General features: G+C 67.9%; 23 protein-coding genes. 8 read left to right on the forward strand and 15 right to left on the reverse strand.

The window, feature by feature from the left end; translation table 11 throughout:
- Positions 1 to 95 precede the first annotated feature (95 nt).
- A complete protein-coding gene (locus tag ACFWMR_RS16645; protein ID WP_378378970.1) occupies positions 96 to 1508 on the reverse strand; it encodes a S8 family peptidase in 1413 nt (470 codons plus the stop codon).
- A 78-nt stretch (positions 1509 to 1586) separates the two neighbouring features.
- A complete protein-coding gene (locus tag ACFWMR_RS16650; RefSeq protein ID WP_093938862.1) occupies positions 1587 to 1841 on the reverse strand; it encodes an SCO4848 family membrane protein in 255 nt (84 codons plus the stop codon).
- Between the two features lie 43 nt (positions 1842 to 1884).
- On the opposite strand from ACFWMR_RS16650, the gene ACFWMR_RS16655 reads away from it, so the two are divergent.
- On the forward strand, positions 1885 to 3123 hold the full coding sequence (locus tag ACFWMR_RS16655) for a D-alanyl-D-alanine carboxypeptidase family protein (RefSeq protein ID WP_378378971.1): 1239 nt from the start codon (positions 1885 to 1887) through the stop codon (positions 3121 to 3123).
- Positions 3124 to 3127: 4 nt separating this feature from the next.
- On the opposite strand, the gene ACFWMR_RS16660 is transcribed toward ACFWMR_RS16655, so the two are convergent.
- Both ACFWMR_RS16660 and trpS read right to left on the reverse strand, forming a co-directional pair.
- Complete coding sequence (locus ACFWMR_RS16660) at positions 3128 to 4150, reverse strand: YhjD/YihY/BrkB family envelope integrity protein (protein ID WP_378378972.1); 1023 nt, start codon at positions 4148 to 4150, stop codon at positions 3128 to 3130.
- A gap of 41 nt (positions 4151 to 4191) precedes the next feature.
- Positions 4192 to 5211, reverse strand: coding sequence for a tryptophan--tRNA ligase (gene trpS, locus ACFWMR_RS16665; protein WP_378378973.1), 1020 nt, complete (start codon positions 5209 to 5211; stop codon positions 4192 to 4194).
- Between the two features lie 163 nt (positions 5212 to 5374).
- Between trpS and ACFWMR_RS16670 the strand changes: the two genes are divergently transcribed.
- Positions 5375 to 6121, forward strand: a complete 747-nt coding sequence (locus ACFWMR_RS16670) for a S1 family peptidase (protein ID WP_378378974.1) — start codon at positions 5375 to 5377, stop codon at positions 6119 to 6121.
- A gap of 598 nt (positions 6122 to 6719) precedes the next feature.
- Here ACFWMR_RS16670 and ACFWMR_RS16675 read toward each other — a convergent pair.
- Complete coding sequence (locus ACFWMR_RS16675) at positions 6720 to 7049, reverse strand: hypothetical protein (RefSeq protein ID WP_378379013.1); 330 nt, start codon at positions 7047 to 7049, stop codon at positions 6720 to 6722.
- A gap of 401 nt (positions 7050 to 7450) precedes the next feature.
- Between ACFWMR_RS16675 and ACFWMR_RS16680 the strand changes: the two genes are divergently transcribed.
- Positions 7451 to 8338 (forward strand): glycoside hydrolase family 19 protein, encoded by an 888-nt coding sequence (locus ACFWMR_RS16680; protein WP_378378975.1) that lies wholly within the window; start codon positions 7451 to 7453, stop codon positions 8336 to 8338.
- Positions 8339 to 8397: 59 nt separating this feature from the next.
- Here the strand turns inward: ACFWMR_RS16680 and ACFWMR_RS16685 are convergent, their stop codons facing one another.
- Positions 8398 to 8895, reverse strand: coding sequence for a MarR family winged helix-turn-helix transcriptional regulator (locus tag ACFWMR_RS16685; RefSeq protein WP_378378976.1), 498 nt, complete (start codon positions 8893 to 8895; stop codon positions 8398 to 8400).
- A gap of 65 nt (positions 8896 to 8960) precedes the next feature.
- Between ACFWMR_RS16685 and ACFWMR_RS16690 the strand changes: the two genes are divergently transcribed.
- Complete coding sequence (locus tag ACFWMR_RS16690) at positions 8961 to 9461, forward strand: cupin domain-containing protein (protein WP_378378977.1); 501 nt, start codon at positions 8961 to 8963, stop codon at positions 9459 to 9461.
- Here ACFWMR_RS16690 and ACFWMR_RS16695 read toward each other — a convergent pair.
- From ACFWMR_RS16695 to ACFWMR_RS16715, 5 genes are all read right to left on the reverse strand, one after another.
- Positions 9455 to 10369 (reverse strand): hypothetical protein, encoded by a 915-nt coding sequence (locus ACFWMR_RS16695; protein WP_378378978.1) that lies wholly within the window; start codon positions 10367 to 10369, stop codon positions 9455 to 9457. The genes ACFWMR_RS16690 and ACFWMR_RS16695 overlap by 7 nt on opposite strands.
- Positions 10370 to 10409: 40 nt before the next feature.
- A complete protein-coding gene (locus tag ACFWMR_RS16700; protein WP_378378979.1) occupies positions 10410 to 10574 on the reverse strand; it encodes a HepT-like ribonuclease domain-containing protein in 165 nt (54 codons plus the stop codon).
- Positions 10575 to 10648: 74 nt separating this feature from the next.
- The gene (locus tag ACFWMR_RS16705; protein ID WP_378378980.1) at positions 10649 to 10891 is read right to left on the reverse strand and encodes a nucleotidyltransferase family protein; all 243 of its coding nucleotides are present in this window, start codon (positions 10889 to 10891) and stop codon (positions 10649 to 10651) included.
- 66 nt (positions 10892 to 10957) lie between these two features.
- On the reverse strand, positions 10958 to 11764 hold the full coding sequence (locus tag ACFWMR_RS16710) for an exodeoxyribonuclease III (protein WP_378378981.1): 807 nt from the start codon (positions 11762 to 11764) through the stop codon (positions 10958 to 10960).
- Between the two features lie 26 nt (positions 11765 to 11790).
- Positions 11791 to 12225, reverse strand: coding sequence for an SRPBCC family protein (locus ACFWMR_RS16715; protein WP_378378982.1), 435 nt, complete (start codon positions 12223 to 12225; stop codon positions 11791 to 11793).
- A gap of 71 nt (positions 12226 to 12296) precedes the next feature.
- Between ACFWMR_RS16715 and ACFWMR_RS16720 the strand changes: the two genes are divergently transcribed.
- Complete coding sequence (locus ACFWMR_RS16720) at positions 12297 to 13040, forward strand: MBL fold metallo-hydrolase (protein ID WP_378378983.1); 744 nt, start codon at positions 12297 to 12299, stop codon at positions 13038 to 13040.
- 59 nt (positions 13041 to 13099) lie between these two features.
- On the opposite strand, the gene ACFWMR_RS16725 is transcribed toward ACFWMR_RS16720, so the two are convergent.
- Together ACFWMR_RS16725 and ACFWMR_RS16730 are read right to left on the reverse strand one after the other, a co-directional pair.
- Positions 13100 to 13405 (reverse strand): hypothetical protein, encoded by a 306-nt coding sequence (locus ACFWMR_RS16725; RefSeq protein WP_093938875.1) that lies wholly within the window; start codon positions 13403 to 13405, stop codon positions 13100 to 13102.
- Between the two features lie 192 nt (positions 13406 to 13597).
- A complete protein-coding gene (locus ACFWMR_RS16730) occupies positions 13598 to 14821 on the reverse strand; it encodes an NADP-dependent isocitrate dehydrogenase (RefSeq protein ID WP_005166487.1) in 1224 nt (407 codons plus the stop codon).
- Positions 14822 to 15070: 249 nt separating this feature from the next.
- On the opposite strand from ACFWMR_RS16730, the gene ACFWMR_RS16735 reads away from it, so the two are divergent.
- From ACFWMR_RS16735 to ACFWMR_RS16745, 3 genes are all read left to right on the forward strand, one after another.
- A complete protein-coding gene (locus ACFWMR_RS16735; RefSeq protein ID WP_378378984.1) occupies positions 15071 to 15580 on the forward strand; it encodes a hypothetical protein in 510 nt (169 codons plus the stop codon).
- 82 nt (positions 15581 to 15662) lie between these two features.
- On the forward strand, positions 15663 to 16253 hold the full coding sequence (locus ACFWMR_RS16740) for a hypothetical protein (protein WP_093938849.1): 591 nt from the start codon (positions 15663 to 15665) through the stop codon (positions 16251 to 16253).
- A gap of 21 nt (positions 16254 to 16274) precedes the next feature.
- Positions 16275 to 17270 carry a DUF2203 family protein gene (locus ACFWMR_RS16745; protein ID WP_378378985.1) on the forward strand — a complete coding sequence of 332 codons (996 nt, stop codon included), beginning with the start codon at positions 16275 to 16277 and terminating at the stop codon, positions 17268 to 17270.
- A gap of 13 nt (positions 17271 to 17283) precedes the next feature.
- On the opposite strand, the gene ACFWMR_RS16750 is transcribed toward ACFWMR_RS16745, so the two are convergent.
- Both ACFWMR_RS16750 and ACFWMR_RS16755 read right to left on the reverse strand, forming a co-directional pair.
- On the reverse strand, positions 17284 to 18171 hold the full coding sequence (locus ACFWMR_RS16750; RefSeq protein ID WP_378378986.1) for an esterase/lipase family protein: 888 nt from the start codon (positions 18169 to 18171) through the stop codon (positions 17284 to 17286).
- A 119-nt stretch (positions 18172 to 18290) separates the two neighbouring features.
- On the reverse strand, positions 18291 to 18905 hold the full coding sequence (locus tag ACFWMR_RS16755) for a LysE/ArgO family amino acid transporter (RefSeq protein WP_093938846.1): 615 nt from the start codon (positions 18903 to 18905) through the stop codon (positions 18291 to 18293).
- Between the last annotated feature and the right edge of the window lie 9 nt (positions 18906 to 18914).

The raw sequence follows: 18914 nt of genomic DNA on the forward strand, positions 1-18914 counted from the left end.
GTCGACCGTGGTGCTTGATAGTCCGTGAAGGCCTCCTTGAGGGACCCTGGGTCCCTCAAGGAGGCCTTCACGGACTTGGCAGAGAAAGGACTTACTTACTTCACCGCGTCCAGGGCGTTGACGCGCCCGTGCCCGTAGTACGAGTTGTCCTTCGCCGGGCCTTCACAGACCGGCGCCGCGGAACCACAGGCGACCGTGTCGGCCTGGTGCTCCAGCAGCCACCTCAGCGCCACAGGCGGAGCGTGGCGGTAACGGGAAGCCAGCAGCGCGGCGACACCGGCGGCGTGCGGCGACGCCATCGACGTACCGCACTTGGTGCCGTACGCGCCGTTGAAGATCGTCGACAGCGGACAACCGGCACCCTGTCCGGCGGGCGGCAGCTGGGCCCGGTCGCCGCCGGGCGCGGTGACCGAAACGTCGTTGCCGTAGTTGCTGTACGACGACTTCGTGCCCGCGTAGCCGATGGCCGAGACGTTGACGACGCCGTCGATGGCCTTGGGCAGGATCCCGCAGCTCGAGTCGACGGGGTGCGGACGGTTCGGGTCGACGGTCTGCTTGTCCGGGTCGAAGCCGCTGTTGCCGGCGGCGGCGACGTTCAGCACGCCACGGCCGGTCGAGTAGGTCACCGCGCGGCGGACGGCCTCGAACGCGGCCGCGTCGCCCGGCTCCTTCGTGCAGTAGAACATGCCCGGGTCGATGTAGTAGCTGTTGTTCGTGACCGGGAAGCGGTGCTTCGCCGCCCACATGAACCCGCACACGGCGGCTTCGGGGAGGATCAGGCCGTCGTCGTTCACGACCTTCACCGACGCCAGCTTGACGCCGGGCGCGATGCCCGTGAAGCCGCGCGCGCTGTCCTTGCCCGCGATGGTGCCGGCGACGTGCGTGCCGTGGTCGGAGCTCGTGGGCGCCCAGGCGGCGGGCGTCGTGTCGGGCGCACCCGTGTTGCAGCCCGCGGAGGTCTTCGGGTCGATGGCGGCCTTCAGCGCGGGGTGGGTGGGCTCGATGCCCGAGTCCAGCACGCCGACGGTCACCGAGCGGCTGCCACCGGAGACCTTGTTCGCCTCGGGAGCCTGGATCGCCCGCATGTCCCACTGCTGGGCCGAGAGGTCTTCTTCGGCCGCGACGCTGGTGGTCTCTTCGCTCTCCTTGGTGTCGACCACGGCGGAGTGGGTCGAACGGGCCGACGCCGCCGGCGGGAACGCCACGTCACGGCCGCCCGAGTAGGCGCGGAAGACACCGATCTTCGCCTGGAAGTCGGCGTTGCGCGAGGTCGCGACCGCGACCCCGATCTCCGGGTAGTACGCGACCTTCTCGCCGCACTTGGCGCGCAGCTCGGTGTCGACCTTGCGCTCCGGGGTACGCGGGTTGTAGAGCACCACGTAGTTGAACGGCGCGCTCGCGGTGTCGCACTGCGGCGCGGGCGCGGCGCTCGCCGACGGGGCCGCGAACACACTTCCCGCCGCCGCCGCGACGAGCGCGGGGACGAGCAGGCGTCTGATCCGGGACATTCCACCTCCATGATTCGGTGGAGTGAACGTAAGCGAGCCGAAGCCCGGCCACCACCGACAAAAGGACGACAAACCGGATCAGGCGTCAGCCTTTTCGGCCTCCCGTGACTTGGCGCCACGAAGCGTGCGCAGACCGATCAGGCCGATGATGGTGCCGAGCACGAACGAGACGACCGTCAGCACCGCGTGCACGATGAAGTAAGCGGTGGGCGAGCCGTCGGCGGCCCAGGCGCGGTCGCTGTCCCAGAGGTTCTTGGCGAACGTGATCCAGATGATCCACGACCACACGCCGAAACCCAGCAGGAACATCGAAGTACCTCGCGAAATGCGCATGCCCCTGAGTATGCAGCGAGCCCGGCGACGCTACATTGCTCGGGTGCACAGCGCTATCTCCCGGTCGCTCCTGGTCCTCGTTTCCGGTGTGCTCGCCCTCGCGGTGACGCCGGTGGCCACAGCCGCTCCGAAGCCACCAGCCCAGGCGCAGCCGTGCGCGAACAAGACGACACCTCCCGCGCCGATCGACACCTCCGAGAAGCCGCGCCCCGGCGAGGCCGTGCCCGCCCCGTTGCCGGTCCCGCCGGTCCCGGTCGGCGGCGACCGGATGGCCGAATGCGGGCTCGTGCTCCCGAAGCGCGCGCTGAACCCGCCCGACGGGAGCACCGCCGCGTCCTGGGTGCTTCAGGACCTCGAAACCGGCGACGTCATCGCCGCGAAGGATCCGCACGCCCGTCAGCGGCCGGCGTCGCTGATCAAGGTCCTGCTGGGACTGGTCGTGGTCACCGAACTCAAGCCGGAAACGGTCATCACCCCGACCAAGGAGGACGCCGAGCAGGAGTGCACCTGCATGGGCATCGCCGCGGGCGGTCAGTACACAGTGGACCAGCTGCTGCACGGGTTGCTGATGCACTCGGGAAACGACGCGGCGCACGCGCTCTCCACCGTGCTCGGCGGGGTCGACGCCACCGTCGCGAAGATGAACGAGCTGGCTATCCGCGTCGGCGCCACCGACACCCGGGCCGCGACACCGTCCGGGCTCGACGGCCCGGGCATGTCGACCTCGGCCTACGACATGAGCCTGATCTTCCACTACGCGATGAAGAAGCCGGAATTCGCGCGGGTGGTCAAGACCAAGAGCTTCGAAATCCCGCCCACCGCGGGAAAGCCGGTCATCACGATCTACAACGACAACAAGCTCCTCGGGACCTACCCCGGGTTCATCGGCGGGAAGACCGGCTTCACCGACGACGCCCGGCACACCTACGTCGGCGGCGCGCTCCAGAACGGTCATCGGGTCGCGGTCGTGATGCTCCGCGCCGAACAGCGTCCGACGCGGGTCGTCGAACAGGCGGCGAAGCTCCTCGATTACGGCATCGCGCTGCGTGAGGCCAAGGCCGAATCGGTCGGGCGCATCGAATACAAGGCGGCGGAGGCCGTGGAAGCGGGCCAGGCATCGGCCGCGCCGAACGCCGACGGCACGTCGAACAGCGGCGCCGCGGCCGCGGCGGAAGACCCGTTCGGGGTGACCGGCTGGATCATCACGCTGGTCGTCTTCCTGATCATCGTGGCGTCGTTCGTCATCGGCCACCAGCGCAAGAAGGCCATGGCGGGCGAGTAACGGATCAGGACTTCCGGCGGCCGAACCAGCCCAGAAGCGCTCCGGTCGCGAAAGCCCCGCCGACGGCGCCGAGTCCCGGCCCCTGCTGCACGGTCACCCTCGGATGGATCAGCACCGGGGCCGGCGGCTCGATGACCGTCTGCATGTTCTCCTTGGCCGTCGCCGTCCACGCGGTGACGAACAACAGGAACCGCGAAACGAGATTCGCGAACACGAGCAGGCCGATCACCGGGCCGAACAACGTGAACGCCGGTGATTTCGTGACGCTGCCGAGGTAAACGGTCGCGGCCTGCTGGAGCACGATGAACCCGACGGCGGCGAAGATCGCGCCCTTGACCGCGCTGCGCAGCGCGACGTGCTCACGAGGCAGCCTCGCGATGACCCACAGGAACACCAGGGTGTTCGCGAGCAGGCCGAGCAGGATCGTGGCGACCTTCAGCAGGAACTTGGCCCAGCTCTGCTCCTCCAGGCCGACCAGTTCGAGCAGGAACCGCCCGACGCCACTGCCCGCCGCGGTGAGGCCGAAGGACACCACCAGCGCGAGACCCAGTCCGACCAGCGACAGCAGATCCTTGATCGTCGTCGACACCAACGGCAACTGTTGCTTTTCCTGCCCCCATTGGGCCGTCAGCGCGTCCCGCAGGTTCGTCATCCAGCCGATGCCGGAGTACAGGGCGAGCAGCAGGCCGAACACGCCGATACCGCCGCCGGAGTCCAGCGCCGCCTGGATGATGCTGCCGACCAGATCGCTCAGTCCCTCCGGGACCGACTTCTTGATGCCGTCGACGAGCTGGTTCGTCACCGCGGTGTCGCCGCGGAGCACGATCCCGATGATCGCGAAGGCGACCATCAGGATCGGGATCACCGAAAGCACACTGAAGTAGGTGATCGCGGCGGCGTAGTGGTTCCCGTAGCGCTCGGTGAAGGCGTCGTTCGCCCGGATGAGGTGATCGAGCCAGCCGTACTTCCGCCTCAGGCGCGGTAACAGCTTGTCCTCTTCCGGCTTCGCGCCGTCATCTTTCGCCACCTTGAAACGCTAACCACGCGGCGGCGACATCGCAGCGCGAATCAGCCTGCCGGGGGAAGGAACCCGATGTTGTCGTAGACGTTCCGCAACGTCACCGAAGCGACTTCCCGCGCCCGTTGCGCGCCGAGGGCCAGCGCCTTGTCGAGCTCGGCGACGTCGTCCATGTAGGACTGGACGCGTTCCTGCACCGGCGTGGCCCACTCGACGAACGCCTCGGCGACACCCTTCTTCAGGTCGCCGTAGCCCTTGCCTTCGTAGGCGGTGACGAGTTCGCCGACCGGCTGGTCGGTCAGCGCGGAGAGGATCGTCAGCAGGTTCGAGACACCGGGCTTGTTCTCGGCGTCGAAGACGATCTCGCGGCCGGTGTCGGTGACCGCCGACCGGACCTTCTTCGCCGACTTCTTCGGGTCTTCGAGCAGCTCGATGAGGCCGTTCCCGGTCGACGAGGACTTGCTCATCTTCGCGGTCGGTTCCTGCAGGTCGTAGATCTTCGCCGTGTCCTTGACGATATGCGGCTCCGGCACGGTGAACGTCTTGCCGTAGCGGTTGTTGAACCGCTGCGCGAGGTTGCGCGTCAGCTCCAGGTGCTGGCGCTGGTCCTCGCCGACGGGGACCTCGTTCGCCTGGTACAGCAGGATGTCCGCGGCCTGCAGGACCGGGTAGGTGAACAGGCCGACGCTGGCGCGATCCGTGCCCTGCTTCGCGGCCTTGTCCTTGAACTGCGTCATCCGGCTCGCCTCGCCGAACCCGGTCTGGCATTCCAGCACCCAGCTCAGCTGGGCGTGCTCCGGCACCTGGCTCTGGACGAACAGCGCGCTGCGGGCCGGGTCGACACCGAGCGCGAGCAACTGCGCGGCCGAACGGCGCGTGCGGTCGCGCAGCACCTTCGGGTCCTGCTCGACGGTGATCGCGTGCAGGTCGACGACCATGTAGAAGGTCTCGTGGGTGTCCTGCAGCCGCACCCATTGCCGCAGCGCACCCAGGTAGTTGCCCAGGTGGAACGAGTCGGCGGTCGGCTGGATCCCGGAGAGCACCCGCGGGCGCTTCAGTTCGTCGGACACGCCCGGATTCTGTCAGGCCGCGTCTCGGCGGGTCATCGGAGGTCGCCCCCGACGAACGGTCTAAACGGTTAAACGCCACATACTTCCGACGGTTCTGGGCGCGTTGTCCGATTCCTAGCGTTCATGGCACCGGACCTTCCGGCCACACCGAAGGAGAACCCAGATGAAGGCACGATCCCTGCTGATGGGCTTGGCCATCGCGGCTGCGGCCGTGTTCACGCTCCCCGGAGTCGCGACGGCGGCCGAGCCCACCGGCGGCGTCCAGCCGAACATCGTCGGCGGCGGCAACGCGACCCAGGTCTACTCGTTCATGGTGTCCCAGCAGTCGAGCTCCGGTGGGCACCAGTGTGGTGGCTCACTGATCAGCTCGACCTGGGTGGTCACCGCGAAGCACTGTGGCACGCCGGCGCAGGTGCGCGTCGGGACCACGAACCGCACCAGCGGCGGCACCGTGGCCCGCGTGGCCCAGCGGATCGCCCACCCGAGCGCCGACCTGGCGCTGCTGCGACTCTCGACGTCGGTTTCGCAGGCGCCGGTCACGATCGCCGACTCGTCCGGGGCCGTCGGCACCGCGACGCGGATCATCGGCTGGGGCCAGACCTGCGCCCCGCAGGGTGCCTGCGGTGCCCCGGTCACCCTGCAGCAGCTGGACACCTCGATCGTCGCCGACAACCGCTGCCTCGGCATCAGCGGCGCGAGCGAGATCTGCACCAACAACCCCGGCGGGAACAAGGGCGCCTGCTACGGCGACTCGGGCGGCCCGCAGGTGAAGCAGGTCAACGGTGTCTGGCAGCTGGTCGGCGCCACCAGCCGCGCCGGGAACAACAGCAGCACCTGCGCGACCGGGCCGTCGATCTACGTGGACGTCCCCTACTTCCGCAGCTGGATCCGCAGCAACTCCGGAGTCTGACCCGGTTCCCGCGTCGCCCCACCGCCCCCTGGGGCGACGCGGTCCCAGCCGGTTCAGCAAGGAACCGTGCGGAAGTTCGAAGAGCCGCTCCAGCAGCGCGACCGCCTTCAGGGAGTCGCATCGCTCGGGGCGGCTTCTTCCTGTCCGCCAGTAGCTCAAGGTCGCGACACTGACCCGGACGCCCTGCTGGGCGAGCCGGTGGCGGATCCGGTCGAGTCCGAGACCACTGTCCGCGATCGCCTGGTCCAGGGCCCGAGGGAAAGGATCACCGGGCCGGTTGCGACGTTGCGTCACCGTCATGCACCCGAGCGTGGCGACCGGCGCGCCCCTAAACAATCCGGGCGGGACTAGGTGTCCCTACCCAAGTAATCCGGCACTTCGCCTTTCGCGGGCTAATCGCGCTCCGCCCCTCTCGCGCGCCGACCTGCGTTTAGCGGGCTAAACGCGATCCGTGCGCGCCAGAGACCCAGGCGACTTTAGCGGGCTAATCGCGATCCGCCGGGGCCTGAGGCCAGAGCGACTTTAGCGGGCTAAACGCGATCCGGGGCCACGTTGCGTTTCGCCCCCTAAACGCGATTCGGGGGCGGGGAGGCGCAGGTCAGCGGCGCTGCTGGCGGGCGAGGGCGTCGTCGGTGAGGGCGGCCTCCGCCATCGCGGCGACGTGCGGGGTGGCGGGCTGAGCCGGAGCGACGGGAGCGGGGGCGGCAGCGGCCGAGCGGGCCTTCCGGCGCTGACGGAACACTCCGAAGGCCATGCCGACGACGCCGAGCGCGACGGCGATCAGGCCGACCGGGCCCAGAAGACCGAACGCCATCTCCGAGCGTGACGTCGCCTCCGCGGCCGAAGCCGGGACAGCGCCCGCGACGAGCAGCGCGACCGGGATCGCGATGACCGCCGCGGCCCTGGCCGCGGGCAGGGCCGAGCGCATCAGGAGATGAGCTGGGTTCCGCACCGGAGTGCCTCCCGTGACGTGACTTTGCCGAACCGGAACGCTAACCCGAACGAGTGAGCATTTCCAGGCTGCTGGTCAAAAAACTACCGAGCGTGTCAAGACCTGTGGGTTCTGATCAACTCGGGGCACGAGACTAGCCCCTCACAGGGGGGATCTTTCGAGCACCCCTCTTCTCAGAGTTGCCACGCACACAAAGGGTTTCTGACAAAACCGGACAGGGCTACGCCATTCGGCTGTCACCACAGGGCCGAACAGGCACGATCCGACTTTCATCGGTTGGTTTCTTGTCCGCAATGGTCTATACCTGTTGGCCATACCCCTTAAAAGGTATAGACCAATATCTCCCTGCATGGTCCCCTCGTACGAAGGAGCCACCGATGTCTCTTCGACGTATTCTCGCGGCTGTCGCCGCCACCTTCGCCGCCACCACGGTCGCCGTGGTCGTCCCGGCCCAGACCGCCTCCGCCGCGGACTGCGTGGCACCGTGGAACGCGAGCTCGGTCTACTGGGGTGGCAACACCGCCTCGCACAACGGACACAACTGGTCCGCCAAGTGGTGGACGCAGAACGAAACCCCGGGTACGGCGCAGGTTTGGGCTGATCAGGGCGCCTGTGGCGGCGGCACGACCAACCCGCCGAACCCGTCCGGTTTCGTGGTCAGCGAGGCCCAGTTCAACCAGATGTTCCCGAGCCGGAACGCCTTCTACACCTACAACGGCCTGGTCACCGCCCTCAGCGCGTACCCGGCCTTCGCGGGCACGGGCAGCGACACCGTGAAGAAGCAGGAAGCGGCGGCCTTCCTGGCGAACGTCAGCCACGAGACCGGCGGCCTGGTCCACATCGTCGAGCAGAACCAGGCCAACTATCCGCACTACTGCGACACGAGCCAGTCCTACGGTTGCCCGGCGGGCAACGCCGCCTACTACGGCCGCGGCCCGATCCAGCTGAGCTGGAACTTCAACTACAAGGCCGCCGGCGACGCGCTGGGCCTGCCGCTGCTGACCAACCCGTGGCTGGTGCAGAACGACGCGGCGGTCGCCTGGAAGACCGGCATCTGGTACTGGATGACCCAGAACGGTCCGGGCACGATGACCCCGCATGACGCGATGGTCACCAGCCGCGGCTTCGGCGAGACCATCCGCAGCATCAACGGCAGCATCGAATGCAACGGCGGCAACCCCGGCCAGGTGCAGAGCCGCGTGAGCAAGTACCAGCAGTTCACCGGGATCCTCGGCGTCGCCCCCGGCGGCAACCTTTCCTGCTGATCCGTCCAGGTAGCTGAAGGGGCTCTTCGCCGCTGTTGACGCGGCGAAGGGCCCCTTCGTCATTCGAGAGAGCTCAGAAGTCGGCGCAGCGCCCTGTCCAGGACTTCGAGGTCACCACCCAGCGGCGAAAGCAGCTTCGCGACATTCGCCGTGTGCTCGGTCATCGCGGCGTCGACGACTTCGAACCCGCGCTCGGTCAGCGTGACCCGGAAGCTGCGCCGGTCCTCGGTATCGAGCGCCCGCTCGACCAGGCCCGCCGACTCCAGCCGGTCGATCCGGCTGGTCATCCCCGCCCGGGACATCATCAGCGTCGCGGACAGCTCGGACGGGATCAGCGTGTACGGCTTCCCGGACCGTCTGAGCGCCGCGAGCACGTCGAACTCGCCTTGCTTCAAGCCGTGCTTCGCGAACACGGCCTCCACCATCGGCGTGGTCAGCATCGTCACGCGGCCGAGGCGGCCGGCGACCCCGATCGCGGTCAAGTCCAGTTCCGGTCGTTCCCGCCGCCAGGCGCCGACCACGTCGTCGATCGCGTCGACGTTCCGCTCTTCACTCACGCCTCGCAGTCTATTCGACGGGAGATAGTTTGACAGCGAACTATCAGTGGTGGAACTATCTGGGCATGACACAGAGCATCGAAACCCACGAACCCGTCCTCGTCCGCGCCGCCGAAGCCGAGACCGTCGGCGCGGCCCCCACCCTCGTCACCCTGCTCGCCGACGTCTCCACGACAGGCGGAGTCATGAGCAGCGCGAGAACACAACTCGGCGTCGGTGCCGACGGAGCGGCGCCGCACTACCACACCGGCTCCTCCGAGATGTTCTTCATGCTGGGAGGAAAGCTGGAAGTCCTTGTGGGAGAAGAGATCGTCACCGTTTCCGAGGGCGACATGCTCCTCGTTCCACCCTTGACCACGCACGCTTTCCGCGCGGTCGTGGACTCAGCGGCGGACGTACTGATCGTGTTCATCCCCGGCGTGGAACGGTTCGACTACTTCCGCCTGCTGGAAAAAGTCGGCCACGGCGACGCGACCGTCCAAGATCTCTTGGACAGCCAGGAAAAATTCGACAACCACTTCGTCGAAAGTCCAGTGTGGACAGAGAGCGCGAAATCCCGTCAGTAACCGCGTGGCGGATACCCCGGCGGCGGGCCGTACGGGCCCGGCTGCGGATGACCCTGCGGCGGGTATTGAGGCTGTGGGTATTGGGGTTGGGGGTACTGGGGTTGGGGATAGTGCGGCGCCGGGTACTGCGGCGGCGGATATCCCGGCTGCTGCGGATACGGCGGCCGACCGTACTGCGGCGGAGGCGGGTATTGCTGCGGATACCCGGGATTCTGCGGCGGATACGGCGGTTGCCGGTGTTGTTGCGGCGGTGGCGCGGCGGCCTGCCCGCCACCGAGATGGAACGGCAGAAGCGACACCAGGTTCCCGAGGTGCGCCAGTGTCAAGAGCACGTCGTCCGGCTTCGTCCGGCCGAACGTCGGGTTCTCGACGTAGACCAGTTCCGCGCCCACCAGCGACCAGGTGTGCAGCTTCGACGACCGCATCGTGGCGGCGACCTGCGGCGTCAGCACCCCGACCGCGATGTTCGGATCGGTGTCGATCAGCTTGTACCAGCGATTGAACTTCCGGTCCGCCGTGGCGGGCTCGGGGTACTGATCGACGTCCCAGGCGGCTTCGATGCTCGACACGATCTGGAAGTTCGGCATCGGCGCGGGCAGCGTGATCACCCAGACCGTGTCGATCGAGATCGTGTCCAGCTCGTTGACCTTCTTGTTGGTCCACCGCGTGTGCACGCTCGTGACCGTCGGGCGGCGGTGGTAGTCGAAGACGCTGAACCGGAGCCCGTTGTACGCGCCGCTCAGCGCGCCGAACGCCATCCGCTTGTCACCGCGCTGGTTGAACGGCAGCACCGTCCAGCGCTCCAGGAGGTTCGGCGCGTCCGGGCTGAACTCCCACCCGTACTGGGCGGACATCGCGTAGCGCTCGGCGTTCGTCGCCTCGATCCGCCTGGCTTCGTTCGTTTCCATTACCGGCCTCAGGTCTTTTGCAAGCGCCGAAGAACGCCGATCATCCCGAAAGCCTCTCGGTGAGCACCTGCCACACCAAGGCATCGTCGACGGTCGCGTATCCTTGGATGAGAATGTCGCGAAAGGCAACGATACGACCGAGGTCGGGAACCTGCCCAGCGAGAACGCTATCCACTTTGGACAGCTGGTTCAGCGCCTCACCCATCGAAGTCTTCGCCCTCACTGAACTCAGTCAGCAGTTCTGCTGCCCTCAACGCCTCCCAAAGGTAGGCGCGAGCATCACGCTGCATAAAGAAGCTCCCGAGTCTCCAGCACCTGCTCGAGGCCCTCTTTCAGGTCGAAATAAGTACCGAAGTGGTCGAACCCCGGCCCCGCGTCGAACTCGACGAGCACGTCGACATCGCTGGACACCGAGTCGAACCTGTCACTCACGGCAGAGCCGAACAGATCGAGGCGACGCACCGAGTGTGTTCGGCAAAGATCCTCGATTTCGCGCTTCTTGAGTTCGATCGACTCGTGCACGGCCGCCACCTCCTGAGCCTGATTGTGCCCGACCGAGTCCCGGAGGTCACGGTGACCGGCCTCAGGTCAGCCGGAATAGGTCGCGGTCACCGGCGCGTGATCCGACCAGCGCTGGTCGTAGGACTCGGCGCGTTCGACCACGATCGACGTGCACCGCTCCGCCAGGCCGGGGGTGGCGATCTGGCAGTCGATGCGCCAGCCCGAGTCGTTGTCGAACGCCTTCCCGCGGTACGACCACCACGTGTACGGGCCGGGGCCTTCGGGGTCGAGTTTGCGCTGCACGTCAACGTAACCGGCTTCGGTGAACACGCGGCCGAGCCACTCCCGCTCCTCAGGCAGGAAGCCCGAGCTCTTCTGATTCCCGCGCCAGTTCTTCAGGTCGGTCTTCTCGTAGGCGATGTTCCAGTCGCCCACGACGACGACCTCGCGGCCGCCGGCCTCGGCCTTGGCGCGCAGGTCGACGAGGTACGGCAGGAACGCCGCCATGAAGCGCTCCTTCTCGTCCTGGCGCGGGGTGCCGACGTCACCGCTGGGCAGGTACAGGCTCGCGACCACGACGTTCGGCAGGTGGATCTCGGCGTAGCGGCCGCTGTCCTCGAATTCGGGCTCGCCGAAACCGATGCGGACCTCGTCCGGCTCGGCGCGGCTGAAGAGCATGACGCCGTTGCGCCCCTTCTGCGCGGACGGCGCGTGCACCACGTGCCAGCCTTCGGGCGCGGCGGCACCGGCCGGCAGCTCCTTGAGCTCGGCCCGGACCTCCTGGCAGGCGACGACATCGGCCTTCGTCGAACCCAGCCACTCGACGAAGCCCTTTTTCGCGGCGGCGCGGAGGCCGTTGACATTCACAGTGGAGACGGTCAGCACCCTCCGCACGCTACCCGGAGGGTCCGACAGAATCGTCAGGGGTTGAGCCGCGCGGAGAGGTCCCGTTCATAGCGGTCCGAGATCTTCCGCAGCGACGGGCCCATGGTGAACTCCAGCAACCGGAGAAATCCGTGCGTCTCGATGACGACGTCGCAGACCACCTCGGTCCCGGTGCCCGTGCTCTTCAGATGCCAGGCGCCCGACACGGTGACCAGGCCGGGATCCAGCGTGCGGAACGCGACTTCGGCCGGCTCGTCGGCGCGGGTCAGCTCGACTTCACTGCCGATTTCCTTGCCCCGCGGTTTCACCCGCTGGTGGTATTTCGCCCCCGGCACGCCGACCTCTCCGGACGCGAGCGAGCACGACACGACGTCGAAGCGCCACTCCGGCTGGTTGGTGAAGTCGGCGAGATAGGCGTAAACCTCGTCGATCGGCTTCGGGGTGACGACCCGGCTCTGGACCTGCTTCATGACGGACCTCCGGTCACGAAGTCGCCGGAAATCGCGCGCCGTTACCCGGGATCTCCTGCGAGACTGCGCGCATGAGCGAGCTGACCGTGCTGGGCAGCTGCGGCGCCTGGCCGGAACCGGGACGCGCCTGCGCCGGATTTCTCCTGGTCCACGAGGGTTTCAAGCTGGTGCTCGACCTCGGCTACGGGGGCGCGTCACGGCTGTTCGAACACGCCCCCGGCGGCCGGGTCGACGCGGTGGTGGTGACGCATGAACATCCCGATCACTGCGCCGACGTGAGCGCGCTCGGCCGTGCTCGCGCCTACGGGCTGCCGGACGAGCCCAGGATCCCGCTGCACTGCACGCCGGGCACGGTGCGACGGCTCGAAGCGATGGAACCGCGGCCGCATCCGACGACGATCTTCGACGTGTCCGACCTCGGCCCACCGCGCGAGGTCGGGCCGTTCCGGATGACGACGTTCCTGCTGCCGCACCACGTGCCGAACTACGGGATCCGGCTGAGCGCGCCCGGGCTCACCGTCGCGTACACCGGCGACAGCGGGCCGAGCCCGGTCCTGGCCGAGCTGGCGCGCGACGCCGATCTGCTCATCGCCGACGCCACGTTGCAGGGCCCGTCTCCCGACGAGACGCCGCGGCTCGTGTCGACGGCGGGCGAGGCCGGTTACTGGGCCGAGCGCGGGGGCGCCCGGCGGCTGCTGCTGACCCATTTCTGGCCCGGTTCCGACCGCGAGATCTCGGTGACCGAGGCGCGCGACGAGTTCAGGGGCGAGGTGCTGGCGGCCGAGGAAGGCGCCCACTTGCGTTTAGCGGGCTAAACGCGATCCCGCAGGTCAGGGACACGTCGCCTTTAGCGGGCTAAACGCGAAGCCGCAGGTCACGGGCCGCATTTGGCGCCTTGGACCGGGGGCGCGAACTCCGCCGAGACCCACTTGCCCTCGGCGATCTTGCGGAAGCCGTTCTCGACCACCGGCTGCGCGTCGATCTTCGCGTCCTTGACGTACTTGCCGACGATCTTCTGCCCACCGGGGACGTCGCGCGCGTTGAGTACGTCGGCCGTCACCACGACCTGGCAACCGGTCGGGCTCGACGCGCTCGACTCCCGGTCCTGTCCCGAGATGGCGACGACGACGATCAGCGCCAGTCCGCCGCCGATGAACAAGACCGGTTTCGAGATGGCCATGATGGTCACTCCTCGAACAAGGGAATCGTTTTCTGTCCGGTCCAGAGTGGCAGAAACCGGGGCGGTCGCCCAGATCCCGGATTGCCAACCACCCGGAGGCGCCAACCGGAAAGTCGCCGGGCTACCCAGGGTCACAACGCGAAAAGGCCCCCTTCCGCGAGGAAGGGGGCCTTCGTCGTACTACAGCGAGACTCAGCCCTGGGCGATCTTCTTGGCCAGGTTCTCGTCCAGCGTCGCGAGGAACTCCTCGGTGGTCTGGAACGCCTGCTCCTTGCTGATCAGCAGCGCGAGGTCCTTGGTCATCTTGCCGCTCTCGACGGTCTCGATGACGACCTGCTCCAGCTTGTTCGCGAACCCGATCAGCTCCGGGTTCGAGTCCAGCTTGCCGCGGTGCTCGAGGCCCCGGGTCCACGCGAAGATCGACGCGATCGGGTTGGTCGAGGTCGGCTTGCCCTGCTGGTGCTGGCGGTAGTGCCGGGTGACCGTGCCGTGCGCGGCCTCGGCCTCGACGGTCTTGCCGTCCGGGGTGCGCAGCACCGAGGTCATCAGGCCCAGCGAGCCGAAGCCCTGCGCGACCGTGTCGGACTGCACGTCACCGTCGTAGTTCTTGCAGGCCCAGACGTAGCCGCCCTCCCACTTCATCGCCGCGGCGACCATGTCGTCGATCAGGCGGTGCTCGTAGGAGATGCCCTTGGCGTCGAAGTCGGCCTTGAACTCGGCCTGGTAGATCTCCTCGAACACGTCCTTGAACATGCCGTCGTAGGCCTTGAGGATGGTGTTCTTGGTCGACATGTAGACCGGGTACTCACGGTCGAGGCCGTACTGCAGCGAGGCGCGCGCGAAGTCCTCGATGGACTTGCGGTAGTTGTACATGCCCATGGCGACGCCGCCGCCCTCGGGGAACTTCGCGACGTCGAACTGCATCGGCTCGGAGCCGTCGTCCGGGGTGTAGCTGATGGTCAGCGTGCCGGGACCGGGGACCTTGAAGTTGGTCGCCTTGTACTGGTCACCGTGCGCGTGACGGCCGATGATGATCGGCTTGGTCCAGCCGGGCACCAGGCGCGGGATGTTCTGGATGACGATCGGCTCGCGGAAGATCACGCCGCCGAGGATGTTGCGGATCGTGCCGTTCGGCGAGAGCCACATCTTCTTCAGGCCGAACTCTTCGACGCGCGCCTCGTCCGGCGTGATCGTGGCGCACTTGACGCCGACGCCGTGCTTCTTGATCGCGTTGGCGGAGTCGATGGTGATCTGGTCGTCGGTGCGATCCCGCTCCTCGATGCCCAGGTCGTAGTACTCCAGGTCCACGTCCAGGTACGGGTGGATCAGCCTGTCCTTGATGAACTGCCAAATGATGCGGGTCATCTCATCGCCGTCGAGCTCGACGACGGTGCCCTGGACCTTGATCTTGGCCATGAGCAGCGGTGCTCCTTCCGCGGATCTTCGCGTTCTTCTTCAGTCTCTCCGGTAGCGGTACAAGCGTACTGCTTTACGGTCCTGGATGGTTCCAGTAGTGGTCGGTATCAAGTCTCCACGAGGCCGTTGTGACCGACGTCACCCGGTCGGACGACGGCCATCCGGCCGTCACGGGATCCCCGGAGACCGCGCCATCATCGAACCGCACTCCATTTTCGGCGCAGCAGGCCCACCGGAAGGGCGGTCCCCATGTCCACCAACCCCTACGCCGTGCCGCCGCACGAGCAGCCGTCGGTGCCGGAGCCTTATCTCCAGCCTAGGCAAAGCAGCCGTGCCGTGCCTCGTGTGATCAGCGCGCTCGGCGGGGTCCTCCTCACGCCGGTCGCGCTCGGGCTGGTGATCTACAGCGGCTCGCGCCTGCAGGGGATGTACGCGCAGGCCTACACCGTCGGCGAAGACCCGCTGGGCATGATCCTGCTGATCGTCGGCGGCTTCTTCCTTCTCGGCGTCGCGCTCCTCGGCGCGCTGTCCGGACTCGGGCCGGTCCTCGGCGGGCTGATCTGGGGAGTGATCCCCGGACTGACCACGCTCCTGGGCGGGACGAGCGTCATGAGCAGCCTGTACGACTTCGGCGGCCGCGAACTCGGCGTCGGCCTGGTGTCCTGGCTGGTGCTGGGCGCCCTGTTCGGGAGCGGTTTCCTCCTGGTCGGGGCGGGCCTGGTCGGGACCCTGACCCGGCGCCGCTCGAATCGCGTTTAGCGGGCTAAACGCGCTCTGCGGAGATCGAAGTGAACCGAAGGGGCTTCGCGTCCGTAGTCCGGTGCAGGGAGGTGGCCCGCCCATGTCATCGCACCGGTACGTCGCGGAGTACGACGACGAGGACTACCAGGAGTACGGCGAGTACGAGCAAGAGAAGCCCAAAGACCCGCGAAGGCCGTACGAGGACGTCGAGTCGTATGAGCCGTATGAGCCCTTCGAGGACGACCTGGGCACCGAAGACCCCCGCGCGGGCCGGGGCGTGCGCCGCGTCCTCAGCGGCGCAGGCGGCCTGATCCTGACGCCGGTCGCCCTCGGCCTGCTGTCGTGGGGCGGCCTGCGGCAGCAGATGCTCATCCAGGCGACGCTGAGCACCCAACGTGACGTCCTCGGCATCAGCCTGCTGGTGGGCGGCGGGATCCTGCTGCTGGCGGTCGGACTGCTCGGTGCGCTCTCGGCGACCGGGCCGATCCTCGGCGGTCTCGTCTGGGGCGTCGCGCCCGGCCTGGCCGCCGCGGCGGTCCCCGAATGGGGCTTCCGGCTCATGAAGTACCTGCCGCAGAACGACGTCACCTACGGCGTCACGAGCTGGCTCTTCATCGGCGGGCTGCTCGGGACGGGCTTCCTCCTGATCGGTGCCGGCCTCGCGTCGAGACTCGCCCGGCGGCGCCGCTGAGCGGGCTGGGACCATCGGCGCATGGGATTGTTCACCGTTCCTGAAGCCCGCGCCGAGCTCGCCCGGCTACGCCCCGTGCTCGACGAGCTCGTCCGCCTCCGCGCCGACGCGGCCGAACTCGCCGCGTCCCTGCGCCCGGGCGGCCGGGAGACCGCGCTCGGCGGGATGCCGGAATGGAAGGCCGCGCAGGCCAGGCTGGACGATCTGATGACCACCGTCCAGCGGACCGGCGCGGAGCTGAAGGGGTTCGCCCCGCTCCTGATCGACTTCCCCGCCGAACTCGACGGCGTCGACGTCCTGCTGTGCTGGCTCGAAGGCGATCCCGAACTGTGCTGGTATCACCGCGCCGACCTGGGTTTCGCCGGGCGCCGCCGCCTCCCGGATAGGGTCGCCGTCGTGACCGAGGAGATCGCGGCCGGACTGTTCGACGGCATGGCCGCCCACTACGACGAAGACACCTTTCACGGCCTGGTCGCCGAAGCGCTCGTCGACGGCCTCGGCCGCACGGCTCCCGAACGCGTTCTCGACGTCGCGACCGGTACCGGCGTGGCCGCGTTCGCCGCGCTGCGCCTGGAGCCGGGCGAGGTGCTCGCGATCGACATCTCGCCGGGCATGATCGCCCAGGCCGAGACGAAGGCGGCGACACTCGATCCCGGCAAGGTCATCACCTGGCAGGTCGCCTCGGCGGTTCCGTCGCCGGTGGAGGACGAGGGCGCCGACGCCGTCCTGTGCGCGTCCTCGCTGCACTTCCTCGGCGCGGCCGCGCTTCGCGACTGGCTGCGGGCGCTGCGCCCGGGCGGACGGGTCGGCTTCAGCCTGCCGCTGGCGTCGGCGTTCCGGCCGTCGGAGGCGTTCGCCGCGATCGTCCCCACCGACCTGAAGCTGCCGGAAACCGAGGACGACGCGGCGGAACTGGCCTCCGAAGCGGGCTTCACCGAGGTGACCGTGAAGCGCCTCGACGTCGAGTCCGAGGACAGGGTCCGGTCGGTGTTCGTGGTGCACGCGACCAAACCCTGAGCCCTACAGCGTCCTACAGCGGTGCGAAGAACGGCACGCACTTCGGCGCGGGCGCGCCTTCCGGGTCGAGCGCCTTGAGGATCAGGCCCGTCACGTTCGGGTCGATCGCCTGGCTCAGGTGCCCGGAGACGTCCACACCACACCTGTCCTGCAACACGATGTCGGTCGCACCCGGCTCGTTCAGCACGCCGCTGGTGTACGGCGTGACCACTCGATCGTGGCGGCTCACGATGCTCGTGTAGGTCGGCCCCGGCACGGTCACCCCGCCGCGGGCCAGATCGTCGAGGAAGTCCGACGGCGCGAGGTATTCACGGCAAGCCCTGCACACGCCGTCGGCGAGCAGGTCGAGGCCGGGCAGCGAAAGCACGGCCTTGGCCAGCCCGGAAAGGCCGGTGAGCGACGTGCCCTTGAAGTTCGAGCCGAAGCCGACGAAGTGCTTCACCTTCTCCGCGCCGCCCTCGAACTTGAGGTAGTACGCGGGCATCGTCGTGCCCTCGGAGTGCCCGACGATGTCGACCTTGTCCGCACCGGTGCTCGACCGCACGCGGTCCACGAACGCGCCGAGTTCGACGGCGCTCTTCCGCATCGAGGCCATTCCGCCGAACAACTGTCCACCCAGGACGGTGCCGCCGTAGGTCAGCGAATAGACGCAGTAGCCCGCGTTCTTGAGCTTCGGCGCGTGATAGAACCAGTTGGTCGTCGCGTTGCCGCCGAGGCCGTGCACCAGCACGACGGGCTCGGGGTGGTTCGCACTGGGCTTGCACGACCAGTCGTTCCAGCCGCTCGAAGGCGCCGCGCTCGCCACCGCCGGGACGGCGATCGTGAACGTCAGAGCCGCGACAAGCGTGGTGAGGATCTTCCTGGTCTTGGTGGCACCGCCGTTGGTGACCCGAGCCCGCATCCCTGCCTCCGGTTACTCGTCAGTATGTGATGCGTGTCATCATGCGTCACAAACTGGTGGCCGGGACCGGGAGAAGAACCAGACTTACGCGCCGCCTCTTGTGACGGATCACAAGGGCTTCAGGCGGTGGCCACCAGTGTCACACCGAGGGCGATCATCGTCGCGGCGACCAGGCCGTCCAGCACCCGCCACGACGACGGCTTGCGGAAGAACCCGCTGAGCAGCCGCGCGCCGAAGCCGAGCACGAGGAACCAGATCACGCTGGCCAGCACCGACCCGACGCCGAAGGCCCACCGGCCGCCGCCGTGTCCCGCCGCGATGGCGCCGAGCAGGAGCAGGGTGTCGAGGTAGACGTGCGGATTCAGCCAGGTGAGCGCCAGCGTCGTCAGCACGATGCGGCGCAGCGATCCGCCGGTCTCCGGGCCACCGGTTTCCAGCGCGGCAGGCTTGAACGCGCGACGGGCTGCGAGGGCGCCGTAACACAGCAGGAAAGCACCGCCGACCAGGGCGACGACGGTCAGTGCTTCGGGCGACGCCCCCACGATCGCGCCGACCCCGCCGACGCCGAGGCTGACCAGGATGGCGTCCGAAAAGATGCAGATCAGCACCACCACGAGCACCGCTTCGCGCCGGATCCCCTGCCGCAGCACGAACGCGTTCTGCGCGCCGATCGCGACGATGAGGGCCATGGTGGCGCCGAAACCGGCGGCCGCGCTGAACAGAACGTCTCCCATACGGAGGAC

It is taken from the genome of Amycolatopsis thailandensis, from assembly GCF_042723255.1.
Lineage (GTDB): Bacteria > Actinomycetota > Actinomycetes > Mycobacteriales > Pseudonocardiaceae > Amycolatopsis > Amycolatopsis thailandensis.